The 18,597-nt window shown below is 39.3% G+C and carries 18 protein-coding genes; 3 read left to right on the top strand and 15 right to left on the bottom strand.

The window, feature by feature from the left end:
• Positions 1–37: 37 nt before the first annotated feature.
• Positions 38–799 (bottom strand): AAC(3) family N-acetyltransferase, encoded by a 762-nt coding sequence (locus MHB53_RS18295; protein ID WP_340921060.1) that lies wholly within the window; start codon positions 797–799, stop codon positions 38–40.
• Between the two features lie 165 nt (positions 800–964).
• On the opposite strand from MHB53_RS18295, the gene MHB53_RS18290 reads away from it, so the two are divergent.
• Genes MHB53_RS18290 through MHB53_RS18280 form a run of 3 tightly spaced genes read left to right on the top strand, consistent with a single transcriptional unit; the run spans position 965 to position 2,909 of the window.
• Entirely contained in the window at positions 965–1,333 is a 369-nt protein-coding gene (locus MHB53_RS18290; protein ID WP_340921058.1) for a GntR family transcriptional regulator, read from the top strand.
• Positions 1,333–2,229: an ABC transporter ATP-binding protein gene (locus MHB53_RS18285; protein ID WP_340924826.1), complete on the top strand. Its 897-nt coding sequence runs from the start codon at positions 1,333–1,335 to the stop codon at positions 2,227–2,229. The genes MHB53_RS18290 and MHB53_RS18285 overlap by 1 nt, the downstream gene beginning before the upstream one ends.
• Positions 2,226–2,909: a hypothetical protein gene (locus tag MHB53_RS18280; protein ID WP_340921055.1), complete on the top strand. Its 684-nt coding sequence runs from the start codon at positions 2,226–2,228 to the stop codon at positions 2,907–2,909. Before MHB53_RS18285 ends, MHB53_RS18280 begins: the two co-directional genes overlap by 4 nt.
• A 50-nt stretch (positions 2,910–2,959) precedes the next feature.
• On the opposite strand, the gene leuD is transcribed toward MHB53_RS18280, so the two are convergent.
• The 14 genes from leuD to MHB53_RS18210 all read right to left on the bottom strand — a co-directional run bounded on the left by leuD (position 2,960) and on the right by MHB53_RS18210 (position 18,567).
• Positions 2,960–3,544, bottom strand: coding sequence for a 3-isopropylmalate dehydratase small subunit (gene leuD / locus MHB53_RS18275; RefSeq protein ID WP_340921053.1), 585 nt, complete (start codon positions 3,542–3,544; stop codon positions 2,960–2,962).
• The gene (leuC, locus tag MHB53_RS18270; protein ID WP_340921051.1) at positions 3,541–4,956 is read right to left on the bottom strand and encodes a 3-isopropylmalate dehydratase large subunit; all 1,416 of its coding nucleotides are present in this window, start codon (positions 4,954–4,956) and stop codon (positions 3,541–3,543) included. Before leuC ends, leuD begins: the two co-directional genes overlap by 4 nt.
• Before the next feature lie 11 nt (positions 4,957–4,967).
• Positions 4,968–6,044 carry a 3-isopropylmalate dehydrogenase gene (gene leuB, locus MHB53_RS18265; protein WP_340921049.1) on the bottom strand — a complete coding sequence of 359 codons (1,077 nt, stop codon included), beginning with the start codon at positions 6,042–6,044 and terminating at the stop codon, positions 4,968–4,970.
• Positions 6,045–6,089: 45 nt separating this feature from the next.
• Positions 6,090–7,634 (bottom strand): 2-isopropylmalate synthase, encoded by a 1,545-nt coding sequence (locus MHB53_RS18260; protein ID WP_340921048.1) that lies wholly within the window; start codon positions 7,632–7,634, stop codon positions 6,090–6,092.
• Positions 7,621–8,655 carry a ketol-acid reductoisomerase gene (ilvC, locus tag MHB53_RS18255; RefSeq protein ID WP_340921047.1) on the bottom strand — a complete coding sequence of 345 codons (1,035 nt, stop codon included), beginning with the start codon at positions 8,653–8,655 and terminating at the stop codon, positions 7,621–7,623. The genes MHB53_RS18260 and ilvC overlap by 14 nt, the downstream gene beginning before the upstream one ends.
• Before the next feature lie 18 nt (positions 8,656–8,673).
• Complete coding sequence (gene ilvN / locus MHB53_RS18250; RefSeq protein ID WP_340921044.1) at positions 8,674–9,192, bottom strand: acetolactate synthase small subunit; 519 nt, start codon at positions 9,190–9,192, stop codon at positions 8,674–8,676.
• Positions 9,189–10,910, bottom strand: a complete 1,722-nt coding sequence (gene ilvB / locus MHB53_RS18245) for an acetolactate synthase large subunit (protein WP_340924824.1) — start codon at positions 10,908–10,910, stop codon at positions 9,189–9,191. Before ilvB ends, ilvN begins: the two co-directional genes overlap by 4 nt.
• A 409-nt stretch (positions 10,911–11,319) precedes the next feature.
• Positions 11,320–12,984, bottom strand: a complete 1,665-nt coding sequence (ilvD, locus tag MHB53_RS18240; RefSeq protein ID WP_340921042.1) for a dihydroxy-acid dehydratase — start codon at positions 12,982–12,984, stop codon at positions 11,320–11,322.
• Positions 12,985–13,005: 21 nt separating this feature from the next.
• Entirely contained in the window at positions 13,006–13,905 is a 900-nt protein-coding gene (gene ilvE / locus MHB53_RS18235; RefSeq protein WP_340921040.1) for a branched-chain-amino-acid transaminase, read from the bottom strand.
• Positions 13,906–14,263: 358 nt separating this feature from the next.
• A complete protein-coding gene (locus tag MHB53_RS18230; RefSeq protein WP_340921038.1) occupies positions 14,264–14,635 on the bottom strand; it encodes a hypothetical protein in 372 nt (123 codons plus the stop codon).
• Between the two features lie 162 nt (positions 14,636–14,797).
• Positions 14,798–15,853: an ABC transporter substrate-binding protein gene (locus MHB53_RS18225; RefSeq protein ID WP_445661533.1), complete on the bottom strand. Its 1,056-nt coding sequence runs from the start codon at positions 15,851–15,853 to the stop codon at positions 14,798–14,800.
• Between the two features lie 14 nt (positions 15,854–15,867).
• Positions 15,868–16,596: an ABC transporter permease gene (locus MHB53_RS18220; protein WP_340924821.1), complete on the bottom strand. Its 729-nt coding sequence runs from the start codon at positions 16,594–16,596 to the stop codon at positions 15,868–15,870.
• 74 nt (positions 16,597–16,670) lie between these two features.
• Entirely contained in the window at positions 16,671–17,474 is an 804-nt protein-coding gene (locus MHB53_RS18215; protein ID WP_340921036.1) for an ABC transporter permease, read from the bottom strand.
• Positions 17,467–18,567 (bottom strand): ABC transporter ATP-binding protein, encoded by a 1,101-nt coding sequence (locus MHB53_RS18210; protein ID WP_340921034.1) that lies wholly within the window; start codon positions 18,565–18,567, stop codon positions 17,467–17,469. Before MHB53_RS18210 ends, MHB53_RS18215 begins: the two co-directional genes overlap by 8 nt.
• Positions 18,568–18,597: the final 30 nt, after the last annotated feature.

Genomic DNA, 18,597 nt, shown 5'->3' with positions numbered 1-18,597 from the left:
AGTGAATATGAACGGAGTATGAATAGTAGATTACTCATTAATTAGCGACATATGCTCTCGCTTGCATACATTCGTCACAGTCGCTTTCGCAAAGAAAGTAATACCTATTCTTATTTAGTTGTTCACAAGCAGTTTCAACTACATCTTTAGCCTTCATTAATTGGGCCATACCATTTCCGATCTGGTGGATGGATAGTAGGTTGCTACTTTTGAGTAATGGTTCTATTTTATTAAAGTTTTGACAGCAATGATTGATTAGCGGAACGGAGACTTTTTCTACCTTCCCATCTCTAAGAACGGGCATATCGGAGGCAATTCTATATGGAACATTGCTTAATGATTCGGCCAGATGGATCATCGTATTGGCACTGTGAGAAACACCAAGTAATAGAATACTTCCATTCAGCTGAAAAACCTTTCCAATCGGGCTTTTAATACCTTCAGGATCATCTAAGGGTTGTTCTGATATTATTTCCTCAGCGTATTTTCCTTTAGCAGCAAAAGAGCTATTCGGATGTGAACTTCTCTTCACTAAAGGCATTTTCCAAAATGTTTCTGCTACAATCCCCATCTCATCAGTAGGTGTCTTTTTAGGATCAAAAACTTCCTCACCACTCGTCATAGATGGCATAACTAATGTACCATCGTCTCCTAAAATCTTTAATAAACTTTCTATCACTATTATTGGCCCACCTTCAATGTAACCAACACTTCCTAGTGATGTATGAACAGCAAGTACCATTCCTTCTTTTATTCCCATTCCCTTAAACGCTTGCTTAAGCTTTTCTTTTGTCAGCATACGTATTCTCCTCCACTGTACATCCTTTACTACCATTTCTATCACTTCATTACATTCTCCTCCTTCCAACCCATTTGATCTTTTTTTCTAAATAATGATTGACTTCTTTCTCTATTCGTTATATGGTTAATTACATAAGTAACTAACCAACATGGTGGTGAAGCATTGAAACAATTAATTGATGATGGGCGTCCGATTTTCATTCAAATCGCAGAACGTATAGAAGATGACATTATTGAAGGAGGGCTACCTGAGGAAACACAGGTTCCTTCAACGAATCAGTTCGCTGCCTTTTATAAAATTAATCCTGCCACAGCGGCAAAAGGCGTCAATCTATTAGTAGATGAAGGCATTTTATATAAAAAGCGAGGGATCGGGATGTTCGTAGCGGAAGGTGCACGTGTAAAAGTAATGGAGAAAAGAAAAGAATTATTTTTCGAACAATATATCATTACAATGATGCAAGAGGCTGAAAAACTTGGAATTACCGCTGACCAACTGACAGATATGATTCGGAGAGGGGATAAGAGATGATGAAAAACATAGTTGAAATAACTCAGTTAGAGAAAGTCTACGGTGAATTTAAAGCTGTCCAAAATGTTAGTTTTTCGATTGAAGAAAATAAAATATATGGATTGCTTGGCAGAAACGGTGCAGGAAAAACTACGCTCATGAACATGATTTCTGCACAAATATTTCCTACAACTGGAGATTTGAAAGTATTTGGTGAAAGTCCGTATGAAAACACCAAAGCCCTTAGTCAAATATGTTTTATAAAAGAAGGTCAGAAATATCCTGATAATTTTCGCGTCATTGATGTGTTAGAGGTTTCAAAAGTAATATTTCCAAATTGGGATACTGAATTCGCTCACATCTTAATAAAGGATTTTAATTTACCATTAAAATGCAGGATAAAAAAACTCTCCCGCGGAATGCTCTCTGCAGTCGGGATTATTATCGGCCTTGCAAGTCGGGCACCACTTACTATTTTCGATGAACCTTATTTAGGGCTTGATGCAGTCGCACGGGGAATATTTTACGATAAGTTGATGGAAGATTATGCAGAACATCCACGAACAGTCATTCTTTCCACGCATTTAATTGATGAGGTAAGTAATTTGCTTGAGCATATTTTAGTCATTGATAATGGAAAATTGATTATTAATCAAGAGGCAGAAGAATTAAGAGGAATGGCGTATACAGTCACTGGGCAGGTCACAAAAATGGAAGCTTTTCTAGCTGGAAAAGAAACGGTGCACCGTGAACCATTCGGCGGATTGCTTTCTGCTACAGTCATTCAGCATAATAATAGTTTAGAACAAAAACAGGCAGCAGCAAATGGACTGGAGATTACCCCTGTTTCGCTACAACAGCTCATTGTCCATTTAACGAACGGAAAATCAGAACATAAAGGAGCGATCGCTAAATGAAGAGTGTTCAAAGTGTGTTAAAAATACACAGCATAGATAAGTGGTCATGGATCTATATTCCCGCATTGATTCTGTTCTCAAGTTTTCTAGTAAATCTAACTGTTAGCTATTTCGTTAATAGTGTAAAGATATATACAGGCGGTGTATCCTCCATTTTCATCTATATATTCGTAGCTGGAATTATCACTGTTTCTCAGACCTTTCCATTCGCTCTTGGGATGTCCGTACGTAGAAAAGACTTTTTTATCGGAACTTCACTAATGGGGGTTTTAGCAAGTATTGGAATTGGAGTGCTTATTTATGTATTCGCCCTTATTGAAAATAATACGAGCGGGTGGGGTACCGGTTTACATTTTTTCCACTTTCCTTACGTAAATGATGGTAACGCATTACAACAAATAATTATTTATATCATCTTATTAGCTTTCCTGTTTTTCTCTGGATTTACAATTTCCAGCTTTGTACGTCGCTTTGGTGGAAAAGGAATGCTCATCCTCTCTATTTCTACCTTGCTACTTGGGGGCGTCATTCTCTTATTATTTACTCACTACCAAGTCTGGTATGACATTTTCCAGTGGTTTACAATCCATACGGCAGTGCAATTAGCTCTTTGGCTCCTCCCTTTTATTGTTTTCTTTCTTGTTGCATCCTTTTTACTAATTCGAAGAGCAACTGTTTAGATAAGAAAACGACTTGCTTGGATTACATCCAACGCAAGTCGTTTTAATTATTATGATAATGATTTCTCATACTTTGTAATCTCAGCTTCTAATTGCAATGTCAATGCAATTTCATCCCATCCATTAAGAAGCATTTGACGGCGATATGGATCAACAGTGAACGAGTAAGTATCCCCATCTTCCGTGACAACTGTTTCTGATTCTAATGAAACGGTAATCTTCAGTGCCTTTTCTTGAGACTTTTTCAATAACTCTTCCACATCAGCTTCAGCTAATTGAATGGGCAAGATGCCATTTTTAAAGCAGTTATTGAAAAAGATATCGGCAAAGCTCATTGCGATAACAACCCGGAAACCATAATCTCCAAGTGCCCATGGTGCATGTTCTCGTGATGAACCGCAACCAAAGTTTTCCCTTGCAATTAAGATTTCGCTGTTCGCATATTCTGGTTTATTTAATTCGAAATCTACTTTTTCTACACCCTCGTCATCATAACGCCAATGATAAAATAGGAATCTACCAAAACCAGTTCGCTCAATGCGCTTTAAAAATTGTTTAGGAATGATTTGATCTGTATCAACATTAGAACGATCTAATGGCGCTAATACACTCGCTACTTCTTTAATCGGTCTCATGCAAGCGCCCCCTCTTGTTTAAACGTACGAACATCAACAAAGTGACCGGCGATTGCCGCAGCTGCTGCCATAGCAGGGCTAACTAAGTGTGTACGTGATCCATTTCCTTGACGACCTTCAAAATTACGATTCGATGTGGATGCACAGCGCATACCCGATGGTACTTGGTCCGCATTCATTGCTAAACACATACTACATCCTGTTTCACGCCATTCAAAACCAGCATCAAGGAAAATTTGATCCAATCCTTCTTGTTCCGCTATTGTTTTCACTGTTCGTGACCCAGGTACAATAATGGCATTTACACCAGGATTTACTTTTTGCCCTGCAACAATTTTCGAAGCCGCACGTAAGTCTTCAATTCGGGAATTCGTACATGAGCCAATGAACACATATTGGATATCAATATCGGTCATTTTTGTGCCGCCTTCAAGTCCCATATACTCAAGTGCTTTTGCTATCTCCGCTTTTTCAGCTTCTGTTTTTGCGTCTTCAGGACGTGGTACTTGACCATTCACGCCAACACCCATTCCTGGATTCGTTCCCCATGTAACAACAGGTTCAATCGCAGATGCATCAATCTCAATCATTGCATCATACTTGGCATCCGAGTCAGTTGCAAGCTTTCTCCATTCAGCTTTTAACTGTTCGAATTCTTCACCTTGAGCTACATGTGGACGACCTTCCAAATAAGCAAATGTTGTTTCATCAGGGGCAATCAAACCAGCTTTTGCTCCTGCTTCAATCGACATATTACAAACTGTCATACGTTCTTCCATCGTTAAATTTCTAATGGCACTGCCTGTAAATTCGAAGATATGACCAGTACCGATATTAATACTGTACTTTGCGATTATCGCTAAAATTAAGTCTTTTGATGTTACACCAGGACCTAATTCTCCATTCACTTGTACTTCCATCGTTTTCGGTTTCGCTTGCCACAGGGTTTGTGTTGATAGTACATGCTCGACTTCACTCGTACCAATTCCAAATGCCAATGCACCCATCGCACCATGTGTCGATGTATGGCTATCACCACAAACAATTGTTTTACCTGGTTGAGTCAAACCAAGTTCTGGACCAATAACGTGAACAATCCCTTGATCTGGATGACCCATTCCTGCTAAAGGTACGCCAAATTCAGCACAGTTTTTTTCTAATGTTGTCATTTGCTTTTGTGAAATCGGATCTTCTACTGCCTCATTTAAACGCGTTGGCACGTTGTGATCCATCGTAGCAAATGTTAAATCCGGTCTTCTTACTTTTCTATCATTCAACCGAAGTCCTTCAAAAGCTTGAGGAGAAGTCACTTCATGTACTAGATGAAGATCGATATACAGCAAATCAGGCTTACCTTCTTCTCTGTGGACAACGTGACTCTCCCATATTTTTTCAATAATTGTTTTGCCCATCTTTCTTCACCTCACATATTTGATTCAGATTTAATTTCAGCGATTATTTTGTCTGTCATCTCTGTTGTCGATAAAATATTTCTGCCAATATTAATAAATTCAGTTGTACAATAGCCGTTTTCAAGCACATTCTTGACTGCCGTTTCCACTGCATTTGCTTCTTCAATCATACCTAACGAGCTTCGTAACATCATTGCTACTGATAATATCGCTCCAAGTGGGTTTGCTTTATTTTGTCCGGCAATATCTGGTGCGGAACCATGTACTGGTTCATACATTCCAAAGCCATCGACACGGAGACTAGCAGATGGTAGCATCCCTAAAGAGCCTGTAATAACAGATGCTTCATCACTTAAAATATCACCAAACATATTCTCTGTTACAATTACATCAAACGCTGCTGGATAAGTAATCAATTTCATTGCTGCTGCATCCACAAGCATATGCTCATACTCAACTTCTGGATATTTAACTGCAACTTCCTCGACTATTTTTCTCCAAAGCTTGCTAGATTCAAGCACATTCGCCTTATCAACTGAGGTTAATTTATTTCTCCGAAGTTTAGCCAACTCAAAAGCATGAATGACTACGCGTTCGATTTCCTCTCGTGTATAAACTAAGGAATCAACAGCTTTTTCATCATCATGAAAACTTGGTTCCCCAAAATATAAGCCACCAGTCAACTCACGAACAATCATCATATCTACACCTTCGGCTACTTCTTCTTTTAGCGGAGATACAGCCAATAAGCTTTTGAATGCTTGCACAGGTCGAAGATTGACGCTTAACTCAAAATGCTTACGTATTTGAAGAAGTCCTTTTTCCGGACGTAGATGTGATGGATTATTGTCCCATGCAGGGCCACCAACTGCACCAAGCAAGATCGCATCGCTCGCTTCACACACTTTAATTGTTTCAGCAGGTAATGGCTCTCCAGCTTGGTCAATCGCTTCCCCACCTAGTAAGCCGTACACTAACTCAAATTCATGATGAAAGCGACGGCCAATGGATGCCAATACAGCCGTTGCCGCATCTGTTACTTCTTTACCGATTCCGTCTCCACGTAGAACAGCTACTCTTTTCTTCATCGTTATATCCCCTTATTGTGTCCATTTCTCATGTTCTTGAAAAAGCTAAACTGTTGCCTTGATCATTTTCTTCAAATGGTCATTAAGCAAGATTCGATTAATCGTATTTAAATATGCTTTTGCAGATGCTTCAAGTACATCTTGCGCCGAATCTCTGCCTCGCAACTCTTCACCATTAAATGTCAAGTTGATCACAGCTTCTGCAAGTGCATCTCGCCCTTTTCCGATGGAGGAAACACGATAATCGAGTACATGAACTTTACTATTAATTACTTTTTCAAGCGCATTGAAAATTGCTTCAACACTTCCTGCGCCTTCCATTGTTTCTTCAACCGTATTACCATCCGGCTTTTTTACGCGAACAGTCGCTGATGGTGTATGTGCTGTTACGTATTGGACCTCGACTGTCTCCAACTCATAAATAGATGCATTTGCGTCTTTTAATTGTTGGTTTGTCAAAATTGTCCACATATCTTCTTCTGTCATTTCTTTCTTTCTGTCTGCTAACTTTTTGAACTCCTTAAATGCCTGATTTAAAGTATCTTGGTCAAGCTCAAAGCCCATAGATTTTGCATGTTCCTGGAATGCGTGACGACCAGAATGTTTACCCATCACTAGGTTATTAGATGTTTCACCAATCAATTCTGGTGTAATAATTTCATATGTTGTTGGTTCTTTTAACACACCATCTTGATGAATACCCGATTCGTGTGCAAAGGCGTTTTTCCCAACAATAGCTTTATTTGCTTGAATTGCCATACCAGTTAATTTACTAACTAATTGGCTTGTGCGTTTAATTTCATTTAGCGTTAAATTCGTATCGACATTATAGAAATCTTTTCTTGTATAAAGGGCTACTCCAACTTCTTCAAGTGCGGCATTTCCCGCTCTTTCACCAATGCCGTTAATAGTACCCTCCACTTGATCCGCACCATTCTCGATTGCAGCTAGTGTATTTGCCACAGCCATCCCTAGATCATCATGGCAATGTGCAGATAGTTTTGCTTCCTCAATATTCGGAACATTTTCTTTTAAATAACGGAATAGTGCTCCATATTCCTGTGGTGAGGCATACCCAACTGTATCAGGAATATTAATGACTGATGCACCAGCTTTAATTGCCTGTTCCACAATATGGGCAAGGAAAGCCCGATCAGACCTGAAAGCATCTTCAGCTGACCATTGAACAATTGGGAAAAAAGTCTTTGCATACTTAACCATTTCAACCGCTGTTTTCACAACCTGTTCAGGTGTTTGTTTCAATTTATACGTCATATGGATCGGTGAGGTAGCAAGAAATACATGGAGCCTAGGGCATTCTGCCACTTTCAACGCTTCCCATGCAGCATCAATATCCGATTTAACGCAGCGTGCAAGCCCTGTAACAGATGAAGTTTTTATTGTTGAGGCAATTTTCCTTACAGCGTCAAGATCGCCAGGAGATGCGGCGGGAAATCCCGCCTCCATTACATCTACTCCAAAGCGTTCTAGCTGTTTGGCAATTTCAAGCTTTTCAGCCGTATTTAAATTAATACCGGCTGATTGCTCTCCATCACGTAAAGTTGTATCAAAGATGTCAATTTTTCGCACTTGCAACCACTTCCTTGTCCGCTTTCTTTTTACCAGCTTTAACAAATGGCATCATGTCGCGGAGCTCCTTACCTACTTTCTCGATTAGATGTTCGCTTTCGCGTTGGTTGATCGCATTAAATTCTGGTCTGTTCAATTGGTTCTCAAGTAACCAGCCTTTTGCAAATTTACCTGTTTGGATATCATCAAGAATATCTTTCATGCGATCTTTCGTATCAGAGTTAACAACGCGTGGTCCTGAAACGAAGTCACCCCATTGTGCTGTATCCGAGATCGAATAACGCATTCCAGCAAGACCATCTTCATACATTAGATCAACAATTAATTTTAATTCATGTAAACACTCGAAGTATGCTACTTCTGGTTGGTATCCTGCTTCAACAAGCGTTTCGAAACCAGCTTTTACAAGGGCAGTTGTTCCACCACAAAGTACTGCTTGCTCTCCGAATAGATCTGTTTCTGTTTCTTCTTGGAAAGTTGTTTCTAATACGCCTGCACGAGCACTTCCGATTCCTTTTGCATATGCTAATGCTGTTTCTCTCGCTTTACCTGAAGCATCTTGGTAGATTGCGAATAGTGCTGGAACACCAGCGCCTTCTTGGAATGTACGTCTTACAAGATGTCCCGGTCCTTTAGGTGCAACTAAGAATACGTCAACGTTTGATGGAGGAACGATTTGGCTGAAATGCACGTTAAATCCGTGTGCAAATACTAAAGATTTTCCTTCTGAAAGTTCAGGTTTTACTTCGTTTTCGTATACAGCTGTTTGTCTTTCATCCGGAAGTAGAATCATGATGATATCAGCTAATGCACTCGCTTCTTTAACCGTGTATACTTCATGTCCGTCCTCAACTGCTTGATCATATGATTTTCCTGGTCTAATTCCTACAACTACATCAAATCCGCTTTCTTTCAAGTTTGTTGCGTGTGCATGCCCTTGTGATCCATAACCTAAAACTGCAATTTTCTTTCCTTGTAAGTCCTGCTCATTAATCTCGTTGTTATAATATACTTTTGCCATCTTTGTCCATCTCCTCTTTTATAATTGTAATAATGATAATTGCGGTGTTTCTAACTTTTGCTGCTCCCTCACAAATGCGGTGACACCTGTGCGGGCAATATCTTTTATTCCATATGGTTTTAATAGTTCAATAAAGGCATCCACTTTTGTGGGCTCACCTGTTACTTGAACAGTAACCATATTTTTGCCCATATCAATTACGGTTGCTCTGAAAGGTTCAATAATGCTGTACACTTCACTGCGAACCGACGGTGGGCAAAGCACTTTAATAAGTGCTAATTCTCGAGTAACGATTGCTTTGTCAGTAATATCCGTTACTTTTAATACATCAATCTGTTTTTGTAGCTGTTTGAGCAGTTGTTCCATTTTAGCAGGATCTTCCATCGGAACGATAAAAGTCATTTTTGAAATCCCCGGTTTTCCGGTCGCCCCGACTGTAATGCTCTCGATATTAAACTGTCTTTTGGCGAATAATCCGGTTATACGGTTCAACACTCCACTATTATTGTTGACTGTTACAGTAACAACCCGTTTCATTCTCCCACCCCTATCATTTCATGCAGGCCTTTACCTTGTGCAACCATTGGATTAACAAATTCTTTTTGAACCACTCGGAAGTCAATAAGCACTGGTTCTGGGATATTGAAAGCTTTTTCGATTACCGCTTTTGCTTCTTCTTCTGTAGTGGCACGATAACCTTTGATCCCATACGCCTCCGCAAGTTTTACGAAGTCCGGCTGCCCAGAAAATATTGAATGTGAGTAGCGTTCTTCATAAAATAACTCCTGCCACTGACGAACCATTCCAAGACATTGATTATTGATAATTACAATTTTCACCGGCAAGTTTAGTTCCTTAATGACCGAAAGTTCCTGCAATGTCATTTGAAAACCTCCGTCTCCAGTGACAGCAATAACAGTTTTTTCCGGAACAGCTAATTGAGCACCGATTGCAGCAGGAAAACCAAAGCCCATAGTGCCCAGTCCACCTGAAGTTACCCAGTTATCAGGTCCGTTAAATCCGAAATACTGTGCAGCCCACATTTGATGCTGTCCAACATCCGTTGTAACAATCGCGTCTCCACCTGTAAATTCATGAATCATTTTAATCACGTGCGGAGCAGAAAGTGAATCTTCTTTTGATATTGGAGTTTTGAATGGATATTTCGTTTTATAATCCTGTAAATGCTCTGTCCACTCAGTAATATCCGAAAAATCAAATTCCATTTTTAGAAGTTCTTTTAATACTTCTTTTGCATCAGATACGATTGGGATAGCTGTTGGTACGTTTTTACCGATTTCTGCAGGATCGATATCTATATGAGCAACCACTGCATTAGGTGCAAAGTGCTTTAGATTGCCTGTCAATCGATCATCAAAGCGTGCACCGATATTAATAAGTAAATCACATTCCGTAATTGCCATGTTTGATCCATACGTCCCATGCATCCCCGCCATCCCCAAAAATTGAGGGTGATCCCCAGGAATTGTACCTAATCCTAAAAGTGTATTTGTAATTGGGAAACCGGTCATTTCTACAAATTCTTTCAAATAGTCTGATCCCTTCGCGAAAAGGACACCGGCACCTGCAAGAATCAGCGGCTTTTTAGCATTGGCTATAGCACTTGCAAGCTTTTGAATTTGTAAGTAATTTGGTTGGGTTGTCGGTTGATAACCCGGCAAATTAATGGGTTCGTCAGGATAGTTCCCTGCTTGGTTCGTAGCGATATCTTTTGGAATATCGACTAGCACTGGGCCAGGGCGTCCTGTTGAAGCAATATAGAAAGCTTCTTTAATGATTCTGCCTAGATCTTCGACTCTTTTTACCTGGTAATTATGTTTTGTAATTGGCATTGTGATACCAATAATGTCTGACTCTTGAAATGCATCAGTTCCAAGCAAGGAGCTTGCCACTTGGCCGGTAAATACCACAAGCGGTAGCGAATCCATCATCGCGTCTGCTATTCCAGTAACCAAATTTGTTGCCCCTGGACCAGAAGTGGCCATCACAACTCCAGGTTTCCCAGTTACCCTTGCGTATCCTTCAGCTGCATGGATAGCTCCCTGTTCATGCCTTGTCAGCACATGGCGAATTGGATTTTTATACAGCGCATCATAAATCGGTAGTGCTGCTCCTCCAGGATATCCGAAAATGATTTCCACCTTTTCTTTTTGTAGTGCCTCGATAAATAGGTCTGCCCCGTTCTTCACTTTTTCGTTAACGGCCGTGTCTGGTTTGGGGTTATTCGATTTCATCGGGATACCCATACTCACGTTGAGCCCTTCCTTTCAATTTCTGTATTTGTTAAAGCATATATGTGTTAACACTATTTCACATGACAAAGATCTACCAAATTGAGTACTTTTATAATAAAAAAAAGTTCTTTCAGCCCACACAAAAGGAGAACCTTTTATGCAGGGATGAAAAAACTTTCATGGTACCACCCTACTTCTCAGTGAAATTCACTGACTCGGGAGCGGCGGCTAGCCGCTCATTGATATCGGGAAGCTTAACTAAAAGTCCCCGCGAATCCATAGTCGCATAAGCTTTCAGGATTCATGCTCTGAGGCGATGTCGCTAATGGCTGTATTGTCGGTTCCCAGCAGTTCCGACTCTCTGTAAATACAGTGATCCATTAACTTTTACCTCTTCATTGCTTTAATATTATATTTTCATAACTCCGCCAGTGTTAGCGGAAGTAACTAGCTTAGAATATCTTGCTAAGTAACCCTTTTTAATTTTCGGTTCAAACGGTTCTAACTTTTCTTTGCGTTCTGACAATTCTTGATCGGAAACTTCAAGATGAATCGTCCGATTTATCAAATCAATGAGGATTTCGTCTCCGTCTTCTACAAGTGCGATTGGTCCACCCTCAGCAGCTTCTGGCGATATATGACCAATAGAAATTCCTCTTGATGCTCCAGAAAAGCGACCATCTGTGATAAGTGCAACTTGAGTACCAAGCCCTCTTCCAGCAATTGCTGCTGTTGGAGCAAGCATCTCAGGCATTCCCGGTCCGCCTTTTGGACCTTCATAGCGAATGACTACTACATGACCCGCTTGTACTGTCCCATCGTTTATACCTTGTTGCGCATCTTCCTGTGATTCAAATACGATCGCTTTACCGCTGAACGTTTTGATAGAAGGATCTACCGCTCCCACCTTGATTACTCCGCCGTCTGGAGCGATGTTCCCGTAAAGAACAGATAAACCGCCAACTGGACTGTATGGATTTTCGCGAGGACGTATGACATTTGGATTTGTTATCACATTGTCTTTTACGTTTTCATACACTGTTTTTCCAGTTACAGTCATTCGATCACTCTCAACCGCGCCCATTTCGCATAATTCACGAATAATGGCACTTATTCCGCCAGCATCATGAACATCTTGCATCGTATAGTCTGATGCTGGAGCAATTTTAGAAAGGTATGGAACTCTTTCTGCTACTTTATTGATACGAGATAAATCATAATCTATTTCTGCTTCGTGTGCAATGGCTAATGTATGAAGCACTGTATTTGTTGATCCGCCCATGGCCATGTCGAGCGCAAAAGCATCATCAATCGTGCGCTCTGAAATGAGATCACGTGGTTTAATATCTTCTTTTACCATTCGCACCAAATGATGTGCCGCTTCTTTAATTAATCTGTGGCGTTCATTAGATGTTGCTACAATAGTACCATTCCCCGGCAAGGCAAATCCTAGCATTTCCATTAGTGAATTCATAGAGTTAGCTGTGAACATTCCTGAACATGAACCACATGTAGGACATGCATTTTGCTCAATGTCGAGCAGTTTTTCCGCAGTCATTTTCCCAGAATGGTATGCTCCTACTCCTTCAAAAACAGATGTAAGTGTAAGTGGCTCACCTTCTGAAGATACGCCGCCTTCCATCGGACCTCCTGAAACAAAAACAGAAGGGACATTCGTTCTAACAGCTGACATTAGCATGCCTGGTGTGATTTTATCACAGTTCGGGATATAAAATACTCCATCAAACCAATGTGCATTGATAACTGTTTCAGCTGAATCTGCGATCAATTCTCGACTTGGAAGTGAATAGCGCATTCCGATATGTCCCATTGCAATTCCATCATCGACTCCGATTGTATTAAATTCAAAGGGCACACCACCTGCTTCCCAAATAGCTTCTTTTACAATATCAGCAAATTCTCGCAAATGTTTATGTCCTGGGATAATGTCTATATATGAATTACATACTCCGATAAATGGCTTTTCTAAATCTTTTGTTTTTATACCAGTTGCGTATAACAAGCTACGGTGAGGGGCCCGATCAATCCCCTTTTTAATCATATCACTGCGCATATTACCTCTCCTGTTTCTGTCTTAGCTGACATTTAATGTTTGGTCGTACACTTTCACTCCGTCTGTTAAAGTCAATTTTCTGAAACTTTCTAACAAGACTGATGTGACCGGACCTGGTTTACCTTCGCCAATGACGCGTCCGTCTACTTTACTAACAGCGATTACTTCAGCCGCTGTCCCAGTTAGAAACACTTCATCTGCAGTGTATACATCATGCCTTGTGAAGACAGCCTCTGCAACTTCATAACCTTTTTCCAGTGCAAGTTCCATGATAGCATTCCGTGTAATTCCAACTAGTGCACCTACATGCCCTGGGGGAGTTAACAATTTATTATCTTTAACAATAAATATATTATCTGCTGAACCTTCCGCAACGTAGCCTTGATCGTTCAACATCAACGCTTCTTCCACACCTGCAAGGTTAGCTTCAATTTTTACAAGTATATTATTTAAGTAATTCAAAGATTTAACCATTGGGCTGAGCACATCAGAACGATTGCGCCTTGTAGCCACAGTAACAATCTCAAGTCCTGTTTCGTACATCTCTTTCGGAAAAATACTAAGCGGTTCAGCAATAGCAATGACTTGCGGTTTCGCACAAGTAAATGGACTAAGTCCTAAATTTCCAACCCCACGAGATACGACAAGACGGATATAACCATCTTTTAAATTATTTTGGCGGAGCGTTTCAACAACAATACTAGTCATTTCCTCTTTCGTATAAGGAATAGTTAGCATAATGGACTTCGCGGAGTCATATAAACGTCTTAAATGCTCTTCCAAGCGAAATACATTTCCACTATAAGAACGTATACCCTCGAAAACCCCATCCCCATATAAAAATCCATGATCATATACAGATACGACGGCATCTTCTTTTTTCACGAACTGACCATTGAGGAAAATCAATTGCTCACTCACTGCTGTTTGCCCCTCTCACATTTTATTGCCTGTCTCATTTTTCTATTTATTAAATTGTTCTCAATGATACCTTGATATCGCTGATACGTCAATACATTTTCAGAATGTTTTATCAGTTAGAATTAAATAAAATCATTGTGTATCCGCTTACTTATTGATAAGACCAACATATACGATAATTCAATAAATTATATGTTTTTTTAGAGGTTTTTAATTTATAAAAAAAAGCCTCAAGAAGTTTACTCCTTATATGGAAGAAACTTCTTAAAACTACTATTTTTGTAGGTGTTTGATAGTGTAGCATTAATCGCGGCTCAATTGTGGGAGTAAAAGAGGCATGAAGTAGACTTTGAAGCTTTTATATCATTCCCATTGTTCTTTGAACTCTGCGAATATCTTTTTTATTTGTCCACGTTTCTTCTTTTAAAATTTCAAAACTATCTTCAAGTATTTTAATCTGTTCCTTCACTTCACCAAAGTCTTTCGCATTTTGTAAGCGCAGTTCGCTCATTTCAGCTTTTAAGCCTTCTTGTCCTACTTTAAGTGCCCCTAAAATCTGGCCGTGTTCAATAAACCTTTGGCTATGCTCGTTTAATATTTTGCTGTGATCACCCAATATCTGGGTATGCTCACCCAATATTTGGCTGTGTTCACCCAATATCTGGGTATGATCACTCAAGGTGCTTTTTATTTCCTTTAGCATTCCCATGATTTCTTCTTCCATTTTCATATATTCCTCCTCCTTTCTACATATATTTCATTATATCATTCCGATCCAAAAAGTCGACTGCTGAAATGTCGTCAGCAGTCGATCTAAAGGCCCACACGATGTGGGTTACAACGGCGTTGCCACACACGTGGCGCTCTTAGCCGTTGTTCCTTAAAGGTTCTTCTATTTCCTATGCATTTTGAATTCTAGAAAAAGTTCGTTGTAGTATGCCAGCATTTTTTTGCCGAGGTTGTCATACACTTCAAGTTTTTCTGTTAGTTCTGCATCGGGATAAAATCGCTTATCTTGGGTAATTTCATCTGGCATGAATTCAAGTGCCTTGGCGTTTGGTGTGGAATATCCTACATATTCCGCATTTTGCGCCGCGTTCTTAGGATCCAGCATAAAGTTAATAAATTGATGGGCACCATCTACATTTTTCGCGGATTTAGGGATAACCATATTATCAAACCAAAGATTCGATCCTTCTTCTGGAATCACATAATCAAGATCCTCGTTCTCCCACATAATATCGGCAGCTTCACCTGACCAGACGACTCCAATTGCTGCTTCCTCATTAGCTACAAGCAGCTTGATTTCATCTCCAATGATCGCTTTAATATTAGGGGTAAGTTCGTCTAGCTTTTGTTTCGCTTCCTGAAGGCGATCTTTATTTGTTTCATTTAATGAATAATGAAGACTGTTCAGCCCCATACCAATTACTTCTCTTGCACCATCCACAAGAAAAATTTGATTTTTTAACTTTGGATCCCATAAATCGTTCCAACTTGTTATTTCTGTTCCGCCAAGCATTTTCGGATTATAAACAATTCCGAAGGTTCCCCAAAAATAAGGAATGGAGTATTCATTGTTTTCATCAAAGGATAAATCCAGATAATGCTCATCGATGTATTTCATATTTGATAATTTCGTATGGTCAAGCGGCAGCAGAAGATCCTCCTCTTTCATTTTGCTGATAGCATATTCGGAAGGAATCGTAATATCGTAGGCCGTTCCCCCTTGAGAAATTTTCGTCATCATCGCTTCGTTAGAATCAAATGTTTGATATACAACTTTCATACCAGTTTCTTTTTCAAACTTTTTTATTAAATCCGGATCAATATAGTCGCCCCAATTGTATACATTCAATGTGTTACCACTCGTATAGCCTTGCGAAGAATTCAAATGAGAAGCAAAGTAAAGTAAAGCAAAAGAAACAATAAAAATAATTGAAAACATTCGCACAAGTTTACTCATCGCTTTCTCACCCCCGCTCCGGCAGATCTGACATTACGCTGATTAATGAAATAATAACCAATCACAAGCGCAATGGTAAGTAAAAATATTAGAGTAGATAAGGCATTGATTTCAAGAGAAATCCCTTGGCGTGCCCTTGAGTAGATTTCTACTGATAATGTCGAAAAACCATTGCCTGTAACGAAAAAAGTAACAGCAAAATCATCTAGCGAGTATGTTAGCGCCATAAAAAACCCCGCGAAAATACCTGGTGTAATATATGGCAAGATAACTTTCGAAAGAATATTCCAGTTACTCGCTCCAAGGTCGCGTGCCGCATCAATCAGGGATGAGCTCATTTCCTGGAGTTTCGGCAGTACCATAATCACCACAATGGGGACACTGAAAGCAATATGCGACAGTAATACCGATATAAATCCAAGTCTAATCCCAATCATTGTAAATAATATAAGAAATGATGCACCAATGATGACATCGGGACTAACAATCAAAACATTATTTAATGTTTGTAACGTGTTTTTCGTTCTGCGCTTTTTTACATACGTAATCGCTAGTGCGCCTAATACACCCAGAATCGTTGAAATGGCAGCAGATAATAATGCAATAATTAATGTGTTCAATGCGATGATCAATAGCCTTGTGTCTTGAAAAACATCCTTATACCAATCAAGTGTAAACCCCTCAAAATTCCGCATCGACCCTCCAGCGTTAAATGAGTAATACATTAAATATATAATCGGTGCATAAAGGATGAAAAAAACAAAGATTAAATATATATTAGGTAATTTACTTTTTATATTCACGCCAAATCACCTCGCTTCCGTTGCCCGGTAAGAATCATAATAATTGCCATAGCTATTATTAAAAATACAGCAATAGTTGCACCCATTCCCCAATCTTGCGTAACGAGGAAATGTTGTTCAATCGCTGTTCCTAACGTTATAACGCGATTACCTGAGATCAATCTTGTGATCATGAACAAAGAAAGTGCAGGTATAAACACAGCTTGACAGCCTGATTTAACGCCATCTAATGTTAATGGAAAAATGACACGTCTGAAAGTCGTCCATCCGGAAGCACCGAGATCACTTGCAGCATCAGTAAAGGAAGGATTCATCTTTTCCAAAGAATTATAAATTGGTAAAATCATAAATGGAATAAATATATAAACCGCAACAAATATAAAACTAAAATCGGTGAATAATATCTGTTTAGAACCTATTCCTATTACTTCCAAAAAGCTGTTAGCCGGACCATATGCTCCGAACAAACCAAGAAAAGCGTATGCTTTTAAAAGTAAATTAATCCACGAAGGCAAGATAATTAATAATAGCCAAAGCTGCCTATGCTTCGTCTTTGTCAAAAGATAGGCCGTTGGATAAGAAATTAATAATGTGAAACTAGTGATAAGAAATGCATACCAAAAAGAACTGAACGTCATTTTCAAATAGACAGGTGTAAAGAATCGTTGGTAATTATTGAATGTAAAATGGCCTTCGATATCAAAGAAAGAATAATAACCAATAAGCAAGATCGGTGCAACGACGAACAAGGCAATCCATAGAATATAAGGAATCAGATAAAAATTACGCGTTTTATTCATGACTGGCCTCATCATAAGCTTCTAACCGTTTATCAAACTCTTCTTCTGTTTCTCCAAATCTCATTACATGGATCGCTTCCGGATCAAAATGAAGACCGATTTCATCCCCCGCATTTGCTTTTTTAGTGGAATGAACAAGCCATTCGTTGCCGTAATCGTCGTAACAACAAATTTCATAATGGACGCCTCGGAAAAGTTGCGAATCAACCTTTACTTTCAACTTACCTTGATCTCGTGAGGTAATTTCTAAATCCTCAGGTCTAATAACAATCTCTACAGGTTCATTGGGGTTAAGCCCCTGATCGACACATTCAAATTGTTTGCCGCCAAACTCCACTTGATAGTCTTGAATCATCTTGCCTTTCACGATATTCGATTCGCCTATAAAATCAGCGACAAATCTATTAATAGGCTCATCATATATATCAATTGGCGTTCCACTTTGCTGTATTTTCCCTTGGTTAATAACAAAAATTTCGTCTGACATTGCAAGTGCTTCTTCTTGATCATGTGTAACGAATATGAATGTAATACCCAATCTTTGCTGTAATTCACGCAGTTCATATTGCATTTCTGTTCTTAATTTTAAATCTAAAGCTGATAGTGGTTCATCAAGTAAAATAACTTCCGGCTCATTAACAATCGCACGTGCAATTGCAACACGCTGCCGCTGCCCACCTGACATTTCATTAATTTCTCTATGTTCATACCCTACTAAGTTTACAAATTTAAGTGCTTCTTTTACCTTTACATCAATATCTGACTTCTTCATCTTTTTTATACGCAGACCAAAAGCAACATTTTCAAAAACATTTAGGTGCGGAAATAAAGCATAATCTTGGAACACAGTATTCACTTGACGCTTATTTGCTGGAATGCTGTTTATTTTTTTACCTTGAAATAAGATATTACCTTTTGTCGGCTGGTTAAAGCCTGCTATTAAACGAAGGATCGTTGTTTTCCCGCATCCGGAAGGGCCAAGTAATGTATAAAATTTACCTTTTTCAATTTCAAAACTGACATCATCTAATATTATTGTTTGATCATATTGCTTTGAAACGTTTTCAAAGCGAATAATTGTCTGATCTAGCATCATATGCCCTCCATTTCTTATAATGCGTGT

Origin of the sequence: Bacillus sp. FSL K6-3431, from assembly GCF_038002605.1 — a bacterium.
Classification (GTDB): Bacteria; Bacillota; Bacilli; order Bacillales; family Bacillaceae_C; genus Lederbergia.
This window is presented reverse-complemented; position numbering and strand designations above follow the sequence as displayed.

Coding starts and splice junctions, on each gene's coding strand:
- MHB53_RS18295 (WP_340921060.1), bottom strand. CDS start 799: ATGCTGACAAAAGAAAAGCTTAAGCAAGCGTTTAAGGGAATGGGAATA.
- MHB53_RS18285 (WP_340924826.1), top strand. CDS start 1,333: ATGAAAAACATAGTTGAAATAACTCAGTTAGAGAAAGTCTACGGTGAA.
- MHB53_RS18280 (WP_340921055.1), top strand. CDS start 2,226: ATGAAGAGTGTTCAAAGTGTGTTAAAAATACACAGCATAGATAAGTGG.
- leuD (WP_340921053.1), bottom strand. CDS start 3,544: ATGAGACCGATTAAAGAAGTAGCGAGTGTATTAGCGCCATTAGATCGT.
- leuC (WP_340921051.1), bottom strand. CDS start 4,956: ATGGGCAAAACAATTATTGAAAAAATATGGGAGAGTCACGTTGTCCAC.
- leuB (WP_340921049.1), bottom strand. CDS start 6,044: ATGAAGAAAAGAGTAGCTGTTCTACGTGGAGACGGAATCGGTAAAGAA.
- ilvC (WP_340921047.1), bottom strand. CDS start 8,655: ATGGCAAAAGTATATTATAACAACGAGATTAATGAGCAGGACTTACAA.
- ilvN (WP_340921044.1), bottom strand. CDS start 9,192: ATGAAACGGGTTGTTACTGTAACAGTCAACAATAATAGTGGAGTGTTG.
- ilvB (WP_340924824.1), bottom strand. CDS start 10,910: ATGAAATCGAATAACCCCAAACCAGACACGGCCGTTAACGAAAAAGTG.
- ilvD (WP_340921042.1), bottom strand. CDS start 12,984: ATGCGCAGTGATATGATTAAAAAGGGGATTGATCGGGCCCCTCACCGT.
- MHB53_RS18230 (WP_340921038.1), bottom strand. CDS start 14,635: ATGAAAATGGAAGAAGAAATCATGGGAATGCTAAAGGAAATAAAAAGC.
- MHB53_RS18225 (WP_445661533.1), bottom strand. CDS start 15,853: ATGTTTTCAATTATTTTTATTGTTTCTTTTGCTTTACTTTACTTTGCT.
- MHB53_RS18220 (WP_340924821.1), bottom strand. CDS start 16,596: ATGTATTACTCATTTAACGCTGGAGGGTCGATGCGGAATTTTGAGGGG.
- MHB53_RS18215 (WP_340921036.1), bottom strand. CDS start 17,474: ATGAATAAAACGCGTAATTTTTATCTGATTCCTTATATTCTATGGATT.
- MHB53_RS18210 (WP_340921034.1), bottom strand. CDS start 18,567: ATGCTAGATCAGACAATTATTCGCTTTGAAAACGTTTCAAAGCAATAT.